Origin of the sequence: Nocardia ninae NBRC 108245, assembly GCF_007990755.1 — a bacterium.
Taxonomy (GTDB): domain Bacteria; phylum Actinomycetota; class Actinomycetes; order Mycobacteriales; family Mycobacteriaceae; genus Nocardia; species Nocardia ninae.
Genome location: NZ_BJXA01000002.1, coordinates 35,327 through 49,121, shown reverse-complemented (window position 1 = coordinate 49,121; position 13,795 = coordinate 35,327). Strand labels below are relative to the sequence as shown.

Annotated in this window: 16 protein-coding genes; 7 read left to right on the top strand and 9 right to left on the bottom strand. The window is 64.4% G+C overall.

Annotated features, from left to right (window positions below; all coding sequences use genetic code 11):
- Nucleotides 1–69 precede the first annotated feature (69 nt).
- Together NN4_RS02330 and NN4_RS02325 are read left to right on the top strand one after the other, a co-directional pair.
- Nucleotides 70–540 (top strand): hypothetical protein, encoded by a 471-nt coding sequence (locus NN4_RS02330; RefSeq protein ID WP_147128269.1) that lies wholly within the window; start codon nt 70–72, stop codon nt 538–540.
- Between the two features lie 33 nt (nt 541–573).
- On the top strand, nt 574–804 hold the full coding sequence (locus tag NN4_RS02325; RefSeq protein ID WP_147128268.1) for a hypothetical protein: 231 nt from the start codon (nt 574–576) through the stop codon (nt 802–804).
- A gap of 98 nt (nt 805–902) precedes the next feature.
- Here the strand turns inward: NN4_RS02325 and NN4_RS02320 are convergent, their stop codons facing one another.
- Nucleotides 903–1,151: a F0F1 ATP synthase subunit C gene (locus NN4_RS02320; RefSeq protein ID WP_135237330.1), complete on the bottom strand. Its 249-nt coding sequence runs from the start codon at nt 1,149–1,151 to the stop codon at nt 903–905.
- A 120-nt stretch (nt 1,152–1,271) separates the two neighbouring features.
- On the opposite strand from NN4_RS02320, the gene NN4_RS44740 reads away from it, so the two are divergent.
- Nucleotides 1,272–1,877 carry a TetR/AcrR family transcriptional regulator gene (locus NN4_RS44740; RefSeq protein WP_281289301.1) on the top strand — a complete coding sequence of 202 codons (606 nt, stop codon included), beginning with the start codon at nt 1,272–1,274 and terminating at the stop codon, nt 1,875–1,877.
- Between the two features lie 76 nt (nt 1,878–1,953).
- Here NN4_RS44740 and NN4_RS02310 read toward each other — a convergent pair whose 3' ends face one another.
- From NN4_RS02310 to NN4_RS02300, 3 genes are read right to left on the bottom strand one after another with little or no spacing between them, the layout of a single operon-like run.
- The gene (locus NN4_RS02310; protein ID WP_147128266.1) at nt 1,954–3,450 is read right to left on the bottom strand and encodes a PP2C family protein-serine/threonine phosphatase; all 1,497 of its coding nucleotides are present in this window, start codon (nt 3,448–3,450) and stop codon (nt 1,954–1,956) included.
- A 4-nt stretch (nt 3,451–3,454) separates the two neighbouring features.
- On the bottom strand, nt 3,455–4,216 hold the full coding sequence (locus NN4_RS02305; protein WP_246180668.1) for a GAF and ANTAR domain-containing protein: 762 nt from the start codon (nt 4,214–4,216) through the stop codon (nt 3,455–3,457).
- The gene (locus tag NN4_RS02300) at nt 4,217–4,531 is read right to left on the bottom strand and encodes a hypothetical protein (RefSeq protein ID WP_147128265.1); all 315 of its coding nucleotides are present in this window, start codon (nt 4,529–4,531) and stop codon (nt 4,217–4,219) included.
- A 236-nt stretch (nt 4,532–4,767) separates the two neighbouring features.
- On the opposite strand from NN4_RS02300, the gene NN4_RS02295 reads away from it, so the two are divergent.
- The 3 genes from NN4_RS02295 (at nt 4,768) to NN4_RS02285 (ending at nt 7,944) form a co-directional block, all read left to right on the top strand.
- Nucleotides 4,768–5,631: a type II CAAX endopeptidase family protein gene (locus tag NN4_RS02295; RefSeq protein ID WP_186818219.1), complete on the top strand. Its 864-nt coding sequence runs from the start codon at nt 4,768–4,770 to the stop codon at nt 5,629–5,631.
- Nucleotides 5,632–5,760: 129 nt separating this feature from the next.
- Entirely contained in the window at nt 5,761–6,360 is a 600-nt protein-coding gene (locus NN4_RS02290; RefSeq protein WP_308633296.1) for a hemerythrin domain-containing protein, read from the top strand.
- 132 nt (nt 6,361–6,492) lie between these two features.
- On the top strand, nt 6,493–7,944 hold the full coding sequence (locus NN4_RS02285; RefSeq protein WP_147128263.1) for an MFS transporter: 1,452 nt from the start codon (nt 6,493–6,495) through the stop codon (nt 7,942–7,944).
- On the opposite strand, the gene NN4_RS02280 is transcribed toward NN4_RS02285, so the two are convergent.
- Together NN4_RS02280 and NN4_RS02275 are read right to left on the bottom strand one after the other, a co-directional pair.
- On the bottom strand, nt 7,915–8,406 hold the full coding sequence (locus tag NN4_RS02280; RefSeq protein WP_222594945.1) for a glycine-rich domain-containing protein: 492 nt from the start codon (nt 8,404–8,406) through the stop codon (nt 7,915–7,917). The two genes, NN4_RS02285 and NN4_RS02280, sit on opposite strands and share 30 nt — an antisense overlap.
- Nucleotides 8,407–8,418: 12 nt before the next feature.
- Nucleotides 8,419–9,636: a phenylacetate--CoA ligase family protein gene (locus NN4_RS02275; protein ID WP_147128261.1), complete on the bottom strand. Its 1,218-nt coding sequence runs from the start codon at nt 9,634–9,636 to the stop codon at nt 8,419–8,421.
- A gap of 475 nt (nt 9,637–10,111) precedes the next feature.
- Here NN4_RS02275 and NN4_RS02270 point away from each other — a divergent pair, with 475 nt between their 5' ends.
- On the top strand, nt 10,112–10,468 hold the full coding sequence (locus NN4_RS02270) for a hypothetical protein (RefSeq protein ID WP_147128260.1): 357 nt from the start codon (nt 10,112–10,114) through the stop codon (nt 10,466–10,468).
- Between the two features lie 92 nt (nt 10,469–10,560).
- Here the strand turns inward: NN4_RS02270 and NN4_RS02265 are convergent, their stop codons facing one another.
- From NN4_RS02265 to NN4_RS02255, 3 genes are read right to left on the bottom strand one after another with little or no spacing between them, the layout of a single operon-like run.
- Nucleotides 10,561–11,727, bottom strand: coding sequence for a hypothetical protein (locus tag NN4_RS02265; protein ID WP_147128259.1), 1,167 nt, complete (start codon nt 11,725–11,727; stop codon nt 10,561–10,563).
- A 42-nt stretch (nt 11,728–11,769) separates the two neighbouring features.
- Entirely contained in the window at nt 11,770–13,212 is a 1,443-nt protein-coding gene (locus NN4_RS44735; RefSeq protein ID WP_186818218.1) for a YiiX/YebB-like N1pC/P60 family cysteine hydrolase, read from the bottom strand.
- Between the two features lie 49 nt (nt 13,213–13,261).
- Nucleotides 13,262–13,600, bottom strand: coding sequence for a hypothetical protein (locus NN4_RS02255; protein ID WP_147128258.1), 339 nt, complete (start codon nt 13,598–13,600; stop codon nt 13,262–13,264).
- Nucleotides 13,601–13,795 lie beyond the last annotated feature (195 nt).

Below are 13,795 nucleotides of genomic sequence, written 5' to 3'. Positions count from 1 at the left end.
GCGACGACCATCACTTCCGCTACTGAAGAGGTGGACCACACACCGGCCCGCCCCCGAAAGGCATGGAGAATGAACACTCTCAATGCCCCGCCCGCAGAGCTGCGCGAGTCGCTGGCGGCAATCGGCCTTCGTACCGGCACCGGTGAAACAGTAAGCGTCCCTTCACCTCGACAGGCGATGCAGGCGGTGAACGGCGGGGAGATGAAGCCGAAGCACGCAGTCCCCTATCGATCAGGAGAGGTGCCCGGCGATCTGGACACGCTGTGGCATGCCGAAGCCGACGCTGTGTCTCTCTACACGGACACCGGCGAGTTTCTCCTCGTACTCCCGGGACCGGGCAGCAGCCGCGGGGGCTGGCTCTGTATCCGGGACATGGTCGGCGAAAGGCTGCCGTCTCGGATCGCGACGATCACGAACCAGCCGGAGTTCATTGCGATGTCGCTCGACGGCAAGCAAATCTGTGCGACGTCACGGGAAGAATACGAGTACTGGATCATCACCTACCGGTTTCCTGACAATTTCGAGACCGCAGACCGCTAGCAGAGCGTCGTCTACTCCGAGGTTCGCCGTCTCATGGAAAGCGGCATGACGTGGGACAATCTGCTGTCCTACTTGAAATCTACGGGTGAGTTCAAAGGCCACAAGATCGAGCTGATGGGCATTCTTCGCGAAGGTGGCGGGATTCCGATTCCCGTAAGCCGGGAGCTGCTGTCCCTGCTCGACCAGCAATGCACGCCGATGGTTCCGGCAGACGAACTGGAAGCGAAATGGCGACAACTCCTTTCGGATAGACGACACGGCTGAACGCATTCCGCGATTTCACACGCGCGAACCGGGAGTGCCGAGGAAGGAACGACTGGCCGTGACGGTCAACGATGGCCTGGAGAGCAACCCCTCATCGACTACGTGCCCGGCGTGGCAAAAACGATCAGTGCCATGAACGCCAGGTTGATGAAGTAGGTGCCCTCTACCAGGCCGACGGTGATGAGAAACGGTGTCATGAGGCGGCTTTGGGCCTCGGGCTGCCTGGTGATTCCGGCGAGGAGTTGACCACCGGCGAAGCCGTCGCCCAGGCAGGCGCCTGCCGCACCGCCGCCCATCATCAACCCTCCGCCGATGAACGCCCCCGCGGTGATCACCGCTTTCACCATTTCCGGATCGGATGCCATGTCGGTGCCTCCCCTCGGCCGACCCGGGAGTCGGCCAGGTACTCTTTACAATGCACTTGCATCGTAACCGGACTCGGTGAGTTATGGCAATGCATCCGCATTGTGAAAGGGAGAACCGTGCCGAAACAGGTGGATCATCAGGAGCGCCGCCAGCAGATCGCCGCCGCGGTGTGCCGATTGGCGGCCGCGCACGGACTCGAAGGGGTGAGCCTGCGTCACGTCGCCGCCGAGGCGGGTGTGTCGATGGGCCGGGTGCAGCACTACTTCAAGACCAAGGACGAGATGCTGTTGTTCGCCTTCGGCACGATCAGTGAGGACATTGAACATCGTGTGACCCAAGCGGTTTCGGCCTTGCCGCAACCACCGGATGCCCGCTCGCTCGTGCGTGCGCTGCTGATCGAAATGATGCCGATCGGCGACCATGCCAAAGCCGAAATGCCAATGTGGGTAGCCTTTTTCGCCCGCGCGGTGGTGGAACCGCAAATGGCCGAGCTACTGCGTCAGGGCACCCGTTCGCTGCACGGGTTCGTCGCCGAACACATCAGCAATGCCCGTCCCGCAAGCGATTCCTGCGACGCCGACCGAGAAGCCGACATCCTGCTATCGCTCACGGACGGACTGATGATGCGCCTGATGGTCGGCGGGATCGATGCCGAAACCGCACTGGCCGCACTCGACCATCAGCTCGACCGCGCCTTCGGCACGTGACCCTCGATCGCGACATCGGACCGCACCGGCGCTGTTCCTGAATGCGCTGTGGCAGTTGCCCTTCCGGAATGTAGGTTCAGTCGTAATCTTCATCCGCCGAGCGACCCGGTCGCGACGGCGAACGCAGGATCCTCATGCGGTGGTTGTCCCAGCGGGCGAGCAGAACGGTGGCGTCGTCTTGGAGCATGTTCTCTTGATGAGCGAGCACCGCGTGGATCAGCCTGCGAGCGGTTTCCGGCGGCGGATGCCCGGCGGCCGCCTCCCGCCGCAGGAAGTCGACCAGGCGCCCCTCACCGAAGAACTCCCCGCTGCTGTTGCGCGCCTCGGTAATTCCGTCGGTGTAGAGGACGATCCAGTCGTCGGGCTGCAACCACTCTTCGCCGACCACCAACTCGCCGTGCCCGAGGCCCAATGGTGGACGTCGGCCCGCCGCAAGGGGTTTGACGACCTTGCCCGACCGCATGATCAGCGGCGCGGGGTGACCGGCGTTGATGTAGCGAACCCGTCCGGTAGCGAGATCCAGCTCGGCGAGCACACCGGTCGCGAATGTCCCGACACGGAAGTGGTCTCGGATCGCCCGGTCGATCACCTGGGCTTGCTCGTAGAGGCCGTGGCCCGCGTGCCTGGCGCTGCGATAGGCGGACAACACGGTGGCCGCGATCAGACCACTGCGCAGATCATGGCCGACGGCGTCCACGATGAGTAACCGTGCGGTGGTCTCGCTGAGGTCGTAGTCGAAGGCGTCGCCGCTGTTGCTGCGGCGCGGTTCGACGATCGCCGACACGACGAAGTTGTCCACGCCTGCGGTCAACGGCGGCAGTAACGACCAGATCAGTTCGCTGCCGATCGTGCGGTCCGTCGGCTTCCTTACCCGATCCAGGGCGTCGCCGTACGCCGTCATCGCGGTCGCCAGATGCCCGGCCAGCGAGGCCAGCCACCGACATTGGGCGCGCAGGGCCGGGTCGTAACAGTCGTCGACCTCCCCGACCCGCACCTCGAGCACGCCCAACCGTTCCACACCGTCGAGCAGTGGAATCCACAGCTTGGGCAGCGGTGTGTCCTGCGGCAAGACGCGAACCTCCCGGAAGGCGCGGCCCGCGAGCGTGGTGTCCACGTCCAGCGCGCCGTCACAGGGATCGGCAGCGTCGGCGGGGCGCAGGGACCGCTGGTCGTAGTCGATCAGGTACATCGCGATCTCGACATCGAGCACCTGCCCGGCCGCGGCGACCAAGGCGGGCAACCGATCCGGCGGAGCCAGTTCGGCGGACTCGAGCAGCGACACCAACGCGCGCAGCATCGGCCCACGCGGCCTGCCCTCCCGCACCGGCCGGGAATAGGACGCGCGATACGACCAGCTCAACACGTCGAGCCGCTCGTTCACGGCGTGCGCGAGGACATCTCGTTGCAGCGGCGGTAGCGAGCCGCAGCCGTTCAGATAAGCGTCCACCTCCGCCATCCCCGCATCGCCGCCGAGGGTGAAGTACCGCAACCACAGTTCCTCCGGGCTGAGTCTCGCGCGTTGCAGTGCGATGGCGATGCTGCGCTGCTGCCGGTCGGCATCGTCTTGTTTCATGGCATCACCGACGCCGCCGCACCGTCGAACCGACGAGGCGTTCCGCACCGCGCTGCAATGTGGTTCGGTGTTCGTGCGCCCAGTCGGCGAGTTTCAGGAACGCGCCGCGCTCGTCGACGCCGTCGCGTGCCATGATGATGCCCTTGGCCAAGGCCACCACCTCGCGGCCGCGCAGGCTCTTCTTCAGCAATTCGCTGGCGTGCTCGACTTCCTGGGCGGTACGCACGTTCGCCAGGAGAATGGCGGCCTGGGTGGCGAACAGAGTGAGCCAATGCTCGTGGTCGGGACCGTAGCTGTTCGGTTGTGCCGCATAGACTTTCAAAGCCCCCAGCGGCGTCTCGCCGGCCACGAGCGGAGCACTGAGCGAGGACCGCAGCCCGAGCTGCGCCGCCACCGCCGCCCACTCCGGCCAACGGTCGTCGGTATGCAGGTCATCGATCCGCACGACGCGCCGCGCCGCCCATGCCGCCAGGCACGGCCCCTCGCCGAGCCGATACTGCTCCGCGTCGGCCTGCTCGACCGTGGCGTCGGTGGCCGCGGCAGTGACCCGCTCACCCTGCTGGTCCAGCAGCGTGACTCCCGACCCTGTCGTGCCGGGAATCGTCAGCGCCGCAAGCGAAGTGATCAGCTGCAGGGCCGTCTGCACGGTATCGGTCGACAACAGCAAGCCGGACGCTCTGGCGAACGCCGCGACCAATTCATCCGCCGACAAGGTGTCCGCAGGGTTCATCTGGACCTCCCCCGCGTCGCGGGCACTGGTGCTCACTCAGCTGACATTGAAGTTCTGCTCGACCTCACCGGCCAGGCCGTGCAGCGACCGGTCGAGGACAGCGCGCAGGGTATCGGCATCCAGCTCGCCGCCATCGTGCGCACCGAGCTCGGCCTCGCTCGCGCCGGTGCCCGACTCGGTCACACGTAGCCAGCCCGACCACGCGTCGGCGCCGGGCGGGCGCCAGCGCACCAGGTGCTCGTCCGCGCTCAGCCTGATCTCGTAATGCTCTGCCGCGTCTTCGGCCGACTGTGCGATCGGTAGCCAGGGGTCCGCGGCGGTGTTCAGCACGATGTCCGGGTCCGCAGCCATCGTGCGGCTGCGTCGGTTGGCTTGATCGGATGGTCGGGACACGTGGTGGTCGTACCCCGCTTCGCGCAAAAGATGCGCAAACCCGAACGCAGGCATACAAGTCGTTCTCCAGTGGGATGGGGCAGCCCGCGGCCCCTCGACGGTGCCAGGCGAACTTCACCCCCGGGAGTGATGCCTCCTCGCGTGACCGGTCGATACGTTCGCAGGCACCAGTACCCCTGCACGGAAGCCAGTTGATGACAACGCACCTCAGTACAGCACCGCGACAACGCCTTGTCGCATTCTTCGTGCTGGCCTTCGTATTCACCTGGGCGTGGTGGATACCCGCAGGTCTCATCGAACAAGGAATCGTCGCCACCGGCATCCCAACGATGGTCCTGCTGATCACCGGCGGCCTCGGCCCGATGGCAGCCGCACTGGTGTGCTCGAGTAGCGCGCTCGGCGGGCGGGGTCTGCGACTGTTCCTGCACAACGCTTTTCGGTGGCGTGCATCGCGCCGGTCCTATCTTCTGGCGACCGCCCCGATAGCTGTTTTGGTGCTGGGAACGATTCCGGTCCAGGTGGCGATAGGCGCCGAGTGGGATGGGGCCGGCCTGATGAGAGGCATGTCCGCACTGGTGCCGATGTTCGTGTTCACCTTTGTGCTGGGTGGGGGTATCGATGAGGAATTCGGTTGGCGCGCGTTTGCACTCCCAGGGCTGCAGGCGTCGTTACCGCCCTGGTCCGCGAACCTGATACTCGGCGTGGTGTGGTCACTGTGGCATCTACCGCTGTGGTGGAATCCAGCTGTAGCGCAGTACGACTCGAACTATCCGATGTACATCGTCTCCACGACGGGGTTCAGCTTTGTGCTCGGCTGGCTGTACAACTCGTCGCAGGGAAACACGATGGTCGCGGTCGTGGCGCACACCGTATCCAATGTGAGTTACGGCCTGCAGGCCGCGGCTTTGGATCCGGTCTTCCAGTGGATAGACGTCGTGGTCATGGGCAGTGCGGGACTCGCCATAGTGCTGTTCACTCGCGGCAAGATCGGCCTGCGGCCCACTCAGCCTGCTCATGGTGAAATCCGGGCTACCGGCGGCGCAGATCGACACGTATGAATCCCGATCGTCTGGTGGATGCTCGGCCTCGAATACTCTCCATGGAGACAGAATTCGCCGCTGGTTTTCGCGCGCACTCCCGGGGTAGGCGTTCCATATCGGACCTCGACCGAACTCTGAGAAGAGTTGATGTTCATGCACAACAACGACATGGATGCGTTGACCTTCCTCCGCGCCGATCATGAAAGCGTGCTGGGGATGCTCGAGTCACTCGAACGCGGGCGCGGGGCGGGTGAAACCGGATTCCGCGCCAGAGGCGATATGGCGACCAGCCTGGTGATGGCGGCATCCCAGCACGAGGTGGTGGAAGAGCAACTCTTCTGGCCTGCCGTGCGGCGCACACTCCCCGACGGAAACGAGCTCGCGGATCAGGCGATCGCTCAGGAGGAAGCGGCCAAGGAGCTGCTCCAGCAGATAGAGAAATCGGCGGTGGGCAGCACGGAATTCGAGGAAGCGCTCACCGAATTCAGCTCGTCGGCGCGCCTGCACATCGAGTTCGAGCAGGGCCAGGTGTGGCCTCGCTTCGCCGCGGCGGAGCGGCCCGAAGCGCTGAACGAGCTGGGACGGAAGATGGCGGCCGCACGAAAGTTGGCGCCGACTCGCCCGCATCCGGAGACGCCCGCGCGGCCTGGAGTGTTGAAGACGGCAGGGGTGGTGGTGGCGGCGATCGACAAGCTGCGGGACTTGACCAGCGGTAGGCGATCGAAGCAACCCCCGCCGCCGTCCTGATCTCGCGGTGGTTGTGCGGCGCGAGCCGGTCCAGCCCCCGCGCCACGACAGATCGACTCGACGCAGCCCGCTGCGCTGCGGAGGGCCGGGGACTGTCGGCGCTGTCTGGCTGCTGCGGGTAGCGTTCGGCGCGTGGTGGGCAGATACTCGCACGTGTTGCGCAACCTGAATTTCCAGGCCGGTTCGTTCACCGGGCGCAAAAATGACGAACGAGTATTGCGCACTTCGGGAATTGTGCTGATCCTTGCCTGCGCGTTCGTGCCGATGATGGACACCTTCATCGCGGGTGTGGCGTTACCCGGTATCCGGCGCGACTTCGGTATGGAGCAAGGGTCGGCGCTGCTGAGTCTGGTGCTGGTCGGATATATCGCGGCGTTCGGCTCGCTGCTGATTGTCGGTGGGCGGGTCGGTGACCGTTTCGGACGCCGCCGGGTGCTGTGGGTGTCGGTCGCCGGGTTCCTGCTCACCTCCGCGCTCTGTGGATGGGCACCGAGTTTCGAAGTGCTGGTGGGCAGCCGAATACTGCAGGGCGCCACGGCGGCGTTCGTGATGCCTCAGGTGCTGGGGCTGGTGACCGCGCATGCCGGCGCACGCCGGGAACGGGCGATCAGCTGGTACTCGTCCATGAGTGGAGTTTCCGCGCTGGTCGGTCTCATCGGAGGCAGTGCGCTGCTCGACCTCGCGGGCGGCGGTGGCGCATGGCGATGGTTGTTCCTCATCAACATTCCCGTCGGGATCATCGCATTGCTGCTCTTGCCTCGCCTGGTTCCGGATACCGAGCCGAATGTCGGTCAATACATCGATGGCCGCGGCGCGGCACTGTTGTCGCTGACGGTGCTCTCTTTCCTACTGACACTATCGATGTCGACCATCCTCGGCGCGGGGACCATCGTCCTCGCCGTGGCCACGGTCGCCATCGGCTGGGCCTGGCTCGCCCATCAGCGTCGATGTGCGGCCGCGGGTAAGGCGGCCGTGGTGCCGCAGGGCATGTTCGGCAATCCCGATCTCCGGTGGGCGCTGGCCCTGATGTTGCCGTTCTTCGCGGGTGCTGGCGGATTCCTTTATGCGCTGCCGCAAACGTTGCAGGAAGGTCTGGGGCATTCGCTTGTCGTCGCCGGATTGCTGACCGCGCCGATGGCGCTCGGATTTCTGGTTTCGTCGTTCGCGGTGCCGCGGATACGTGGTCGCCTCGGTGTCCGGGCGATCGCGTTGGGGGCGGCGGTGCAAGGCGTCGGATCGGCAGGCATGGCAGTCGGTGTGACCGCGGCGAACGCGCCGCTGATATGCGTGGCGATGCTGCTGATCGGGACCGGGCAGGGCATCACGCTCGGTTCGATGAACGCGCACATGCTGTCACTCGTGCCCGCCGAGCTGGCCGGGATGGGTGGCGGTGTGCTGCTCACCGCACAGCAGGTCTCCATCGCCACGGGCGCAGCAGTTCTCGGGACGGTGTTCGGGGTGGTCGTTCAGGCGTCGGGGCACCAGACGGCGATGGTGACGGTGCTGGTGGTGCAGGTGCTGCTGGCGGCGGTGGTGATCATCGCGAGCCTTCGATCAGCTGCCGGACGCGTCGACCGGCTGTAGTGCCGAGATCTCCTGCAAGCTGTGGCCCATGTGCTCGTTCAGGAAACGCACCATTGTCCACCACTTACCGCCCTCGGCGTCGAACTCGCCGAACCTGCTGCAGTACAGCGGAATCCAGCGCAGGAACTGCTCGATCATGACCTCGCGCGAGGGCTGCTGCCGACCGTAGTCACCGTAGGAGATCGACCGGTGATGGATGAAATAGCCGCCGGGGAGCCGGTTTTCGCACAGGTCGGCGTATTCGCGGGTCTGCAGGATGAGGTAGTGCCACACCTCGTCGATCGCCTGCTCGACGGGCAGGAACAGACCGCTGAGCTCGTCGCGGTGCGCCGACACGAGCGTCAGATAACGCACCGCCTCGCGGACCTGGATGCGGGCGGTGGGCTCGTCGACCCGATTGTGTTCCCGCACATAGCGAACCGTCTCCTCGTACAGGTCGCCGAGAATCTCTTGTTCGGTCATCGGCATCCTCCTTCAGCGGACAAGCCAGGCGTACTTGCCGGACTTGCCGATCGGAATGTGGTTACGGTGCACGACGACAACCGTCGCGCCGGTCAAACCGCTTGCCGCAGTTGCCAGCTCGTCGGCGGATGCCCGGTCGAGTGGCGCGCCGTCGAAGGTGGTGTAGGCCAGCTGCGCCTGCGAACCGTCGACGCGCAGCTGGTAGACGAACACCTGCGGACCGATGTCGGCGATGACATCGTCGAGCTCCGCCTGCGAGGTGATGGCAGCGTCGGTGACCAGGAGTTCCTTCTCGCGGCCGCAGAAGCGCACGATCTGCCGCGGGTCGGATGATCCGTCGCCGGTGTGCACACAGTCGCCGGTGTTGTACCGGAGCAACGGCATGAACGGGTTCCGGATGCTCGACACAACTAGGCTGTGGATACCGCGACTGCCGGGGATCGGCTGCAGCTCGACCTCCATGTCGACCAGGTGCGGGTGGTATCGGCCCTGCGTATCGCCGTAGTACAGATAACCGAGCTCGGTGCTTCCGAAAAGCTCGACGACCGGGCAACCGAGCCGTTCGGCAAGGAAACGGCGGACGCTGCGGGGCGTGAATTCATAACCGTGAATCGCGCTGACCGGGTGCGGGAACCGGTCGCCCGCCGCACGCAGCAGGTACGCGGCGTGATACGACGAACAGTCGAGATGGTAACGGCCGCTGCATTTTTCGGAGCGAACCACATCGATCTCTTCGACCATCCGATCGATAGCCGCCGTCGACCAGCAGGCCGGATCCAGCTCCTGGTTGACATACACGGTCCGGTCATCGAGCCACCGCCGCGCGATATCGGAGGGTTCACCACCCTCGGCTTCGTTGACCCGCGCCACATGGTCGGTCGCCAACCGCGTGGTGACCGATACTCGGGGCACCCCGGCGGCAAACGTGTCGCCGATCTCCGGATGATCGCGCCACACCGCGTAATAGGTCTTCAGCAAGAACAGCGGGGGCCGGATGAGCGGCATCCGGGCATGATTGGTACCGGTAGACCAGACGTATTGCGCCGCACCGGATTCCAGTGCGGAACGGACCTGTGGGGTCATGAAGGAATCCGGAAAAGTCTCGGCGAGGTCGGATTTCGTGATGATCGGGAAGGAGTTCGCCGCGGCCCATTCTTGATAGAACGGAATGTCGCGGGTCGCCTCGACGAACTCGTGCGGAAGCGGACGCGTGATACGAGTGCCGGTCATGGTGTCCGGGCGGCCAGGGCCGAGCCGAGCAAACAGCTCGGCCCACGGCCTGCCACTAGGAGATGCAGCCCGCCTTGGAAATGCAGCCGTCCTTGGCTCCGGAGTCCGAGTTGACGTCGACCCACTTCTCCCAGTTGGCATCTTGAGCGAGGGTCTTGATCAGATCGTTCATGGCGCTTCCCTTCGATCGATGGAACCTGCTTGCAGCGCCCATGGTAAAGCATGAGTAAAGAGATTGCCTGGTGTATGTTTTCACTCACCGAGCCGGGTGGTTATAGCCAAATGACATGACAGACTTGGTGATCACGTCTCGAAAGCATCGCCACCTGCGGTAATACATGGTGATCGGCGTTGCCGCCCTGGCGTCCGTCTCCGTCGAGAATGCGACTTCCCCGCCCTGCCTCCCCAGTCGAAAACCTCACGACAGATCAGCAAACTCTACGATTCACCTACGGAGATCAGAGAGTGGGCAAGCATGCAGATCGAAGAACGTCGAACGACCGTGCCCGCGCTGTGCGCGGTGGCAGTGTGGGGTTTGATCGCCGCCGTACTGACCGCTCCGCTTGCCGCGGCCCTGATCGGGCTCGTCTACCGGTTTCCGATTCCGTTCGGTGACGAGGCGCGCGGCATCGAAGAGTTCGGCAACGCGGCAATGGCATCGGTGTACTACCTCGTCAAAGGCGAGGGGCTCGCGCTCGCCGCACTCGGCGGCGGTGCCGGCTTTTTCATCGCACGCTCCCTCGGGCCAGGGCTGACCCGCGCACTGCCGCTAACCGTCCTGACCGCTTTCGGCCTGGCCATGCTCGGCGCGGTAATCCTCGCCGCGAGTTGACCAGCAGCGAACTTTCGCGTTCGGACGCGGCGCCCGCGCTCTGCCACATCACCAGACGCAGGCTGTCGACCAGGGCGTACTCGCTCAGGTCGCTATTCGAGACCCGTCATGTCGGCGATGGAGTAGATGTTGCCACCACTCTCGGTCTCGCTTCCTTGGATATCGTCGAGCCATGCCAGCGCGATCGAGCCGAGAGATTTGCGTCCGGATGCCAGGTCGTATTGCGAGAATTCGGCGTTCTCTCGATAGCTGATGACCGAGATCGTTTGCCCGCGTACGGATAGCACGACCTTGTCCTGTGGTCCGTGCACCGTCCACTCCTTCGTCACCGTGTTCGACCCGTCGAGTGGCACTGAGAGCACGTCACCGTCCCTGGTGACCCAGTAGAGCTTGTCTTTCAGCACTGCCAGTGAACTGCGATGCGTCTCCCAGGTGTAGCCGGGCATCGTCAGTGCTGTTTCGGTGCGCGTGCCGTCGGCGGTGCGGAACTTCACCAACGTCAGTCCGGTAGTGCCGCCGCCGGTTACGGTCTGCTCCGAGGCGTAGAGCGCGACTATCTCGGATCCGTCCGCCGTGCACGGGGAGGTCGAGGTGACCGGGCGGAACTCCGGGTCGTAGTCCCACTGCCCGCGGGCGACCGGTGTGTTGTCTTGTCCCAGTTCGTAAAGCCAGTTCTTCGTCGCATTCTCGCCGCCGCCGACAACGGATTGCCGGACGACCGCGAAGTTGGATTTTCCACAGTACGAGGAGGTTCCGACGATTCCCGCGACCTTTCCGGCGCGCACCGAATTGTCGGCACCGATCGAGGCGAAACGGTTGACGTACTCTCCGTCGACGATTCCGGTGTTGTACCAGATCGTCGACGCCCCGCCTTCCGGCTGGATCGCCGCCGATTGGACTATCGATTCCCGGTCGATGCCGAACTGCTCGCTCGCATCCGCGGATATTGCCGCGACCGAGTCCGCGAACGAGGTGACGAGACGATCGCCCGCCGCGAGCACACGATTGTTGCTGACCGCCGCACCGAGGTCCCGCCCGATCACCTTGCCGTCCACACCGAAGACGAACAGCAGCGAACGGTCTTCCTGCCCAACAGATTCCATGGCGAGCGGTCCGACGACCACGGCCCCGGCGGCCGCCGCGGGCAGCCTGCGCAGGTCGTCGCCGGGGTAGTCGGGTTGGTCAGAGCACGAGACGGTCAGCCCGATCAACACGGCGGCACATGCACTCGCCGCTCGCCGGGCCCTGGCTTCGACCATGCGCTAGGAGTTCCTCATCTTCTCGTTGAAGCGTCGCTGAAGTCACGGATAGTACTTGCGGACCCATCCGGATGTGAAGAGTTCCTTGGGGTACACAGACGGCGTAGGGTTCGGAAAACTGTCTTTCATATCGATGTCGCCATTGGATGCGTGCATGTAGGCGGCCCATACGATCTGGGAACAGTTGTACTGCTCGTCCTGAATATTGCGGTTGAAGGCGAAGTTGTTGTTGTAGGACTTGCCGAGCTTCGAGCGGACGAAAGCCACTGCGGAGGTACGGATCGCATCAGAGGTTTCGATCCAGCCCAGTTGCGGCTTTCGTACTTGTCGGCGACCACCGTTGGTCGCGGTGCGGTTGTCGACTTCATGCACCCCCTTGCCTTGCGCCGCCTCGATCGTGTTCGTCGTCGACACGTAGATCCCGTTGTGTCCGTGGTTGACCAGCTTATTGATCACCACGAGGTCAGGGCTGGAATCAGCGTAGAAGATGTCGCCCTTGCCTCGTGCATCGGGCAGATTTTCATAGTCATCGGGAGAGGGGCTGTCGGGGCTCTTGACCTCTGTATATTGCCGAGCTCGCCGTAGCGCCTCGACCAGCACGTCGATGACAGGCGCGGCGATCTGTTGAGCCCATCGCTGGGCAGCCGCGATCTGCTGTTCGCCGGTCGTGCCGGGATTCAGATACGCCAATTCGGACGCGGCAGGACCCGGTGCCGTGAGGAGTCCACCCTGGAACTGCTGTTCGACAGTGACGTTGTTGTCGCGGCTGGCCTGATCTCCCGTCGGATATCCCAGACTGCTGCGCTCGTAGCCTGCCTTCGCCCACTTCTCGAGGATCGCCCCGGCGACCGGATGGGGCCCGGTGCCGGGCGACCAGTAGATGACACCGCGCTCGAAGCGGTTCATTCGTCCTTGTCCGTCGGGCAGTTTGGTCTCGTCGGAGCTCGGGTAGCCGAGCCATCCGCCCTCCCAACCGGTTTCGCCCCATTTGTCCCGGATCGCACCGGCCACGTAGTAGGCCTCGTTCAGTTTCCAATAAATGATGCCGCCCTGGAAATACTGTCGGCGGCCGATGTTGTCGGGGTTGACGACCTCATCAGAAATGGGATACCCGAGCGGCCCGCCTTCCCAGCCGTTGCGCTGCCAGGCAGCGAAGAAGTGGTTGACAACCGGGTGCGCGCCACCGGTCGGCGACCAGTATATAGGCCCGTTCTGGAAGGTAGAGCGTTTGCCGACGCCATCTGGGTTGGATAGCTCGTTGCTGGTCGGGAACAAGAGGAAGCTGTTCGGGCCGCCGAGTTCGTTGTACTTGTCGCGGATCGCGCCACACACCTCATACGGAGCCGGCCAGTACACCTGGCAGCCGGGGTTGGCGGCGGTCGACCGGGTATGCGGGCGCGCCGCCGCTGCGGCCTCCATGGTCTCGGCCTTATCTGCGTCGGCCTTACTGAATCCCTTCGGAATCTGTTCGCAGTCCGAACGCATCTTGCCCGGCTCGATCGTGGCACGCGGGTTCCGCGTGGGAGCCCAGGAGTCAGGCTTCGACTTCGTGCCCGGCGCGCACGAAGTCGTAGTTGCTGAGGACGTCGGCGGGTTTGTTGACGAGGGTGGTTTGCTGGAGGTAGCGCGCGGCGCTGGTGGAGGAGTGCTCGATGCCGGAGGCCGGGATGGTGCGGGTGTTGGTGGAGCGGTCGACGTCGTTGCGGAAGGGGACGGCACCGGGCTCGGTTGAGCCTGAGCGACGACGAGCCCGCCTGCTGTCAGAGCGCCGACCACCATTGCGATCGACGCCGCACGCACCAGTCCGTGCCGCGACCTCGACTTTGTTTCCGAAAGTTGCTGAGACAACGCCAATGAACCCACCCCAATCCATTAACAGCAGACACCGAGTGCCTGCCCGATATCGCGAAGGTACGGGGCCGGGCCTGTCAGTGACCAGCTTCGAACTCCCCAGATGCGGCCAGTTGGTGCGATCGCCCGGTGTCCGCCGATCGACCGATAGAGCGCACCTGCCCATAGCGATAGCTTTGTTGTGCAGTCAGATTGGCTGAAGGTATCGGCGGTCCGA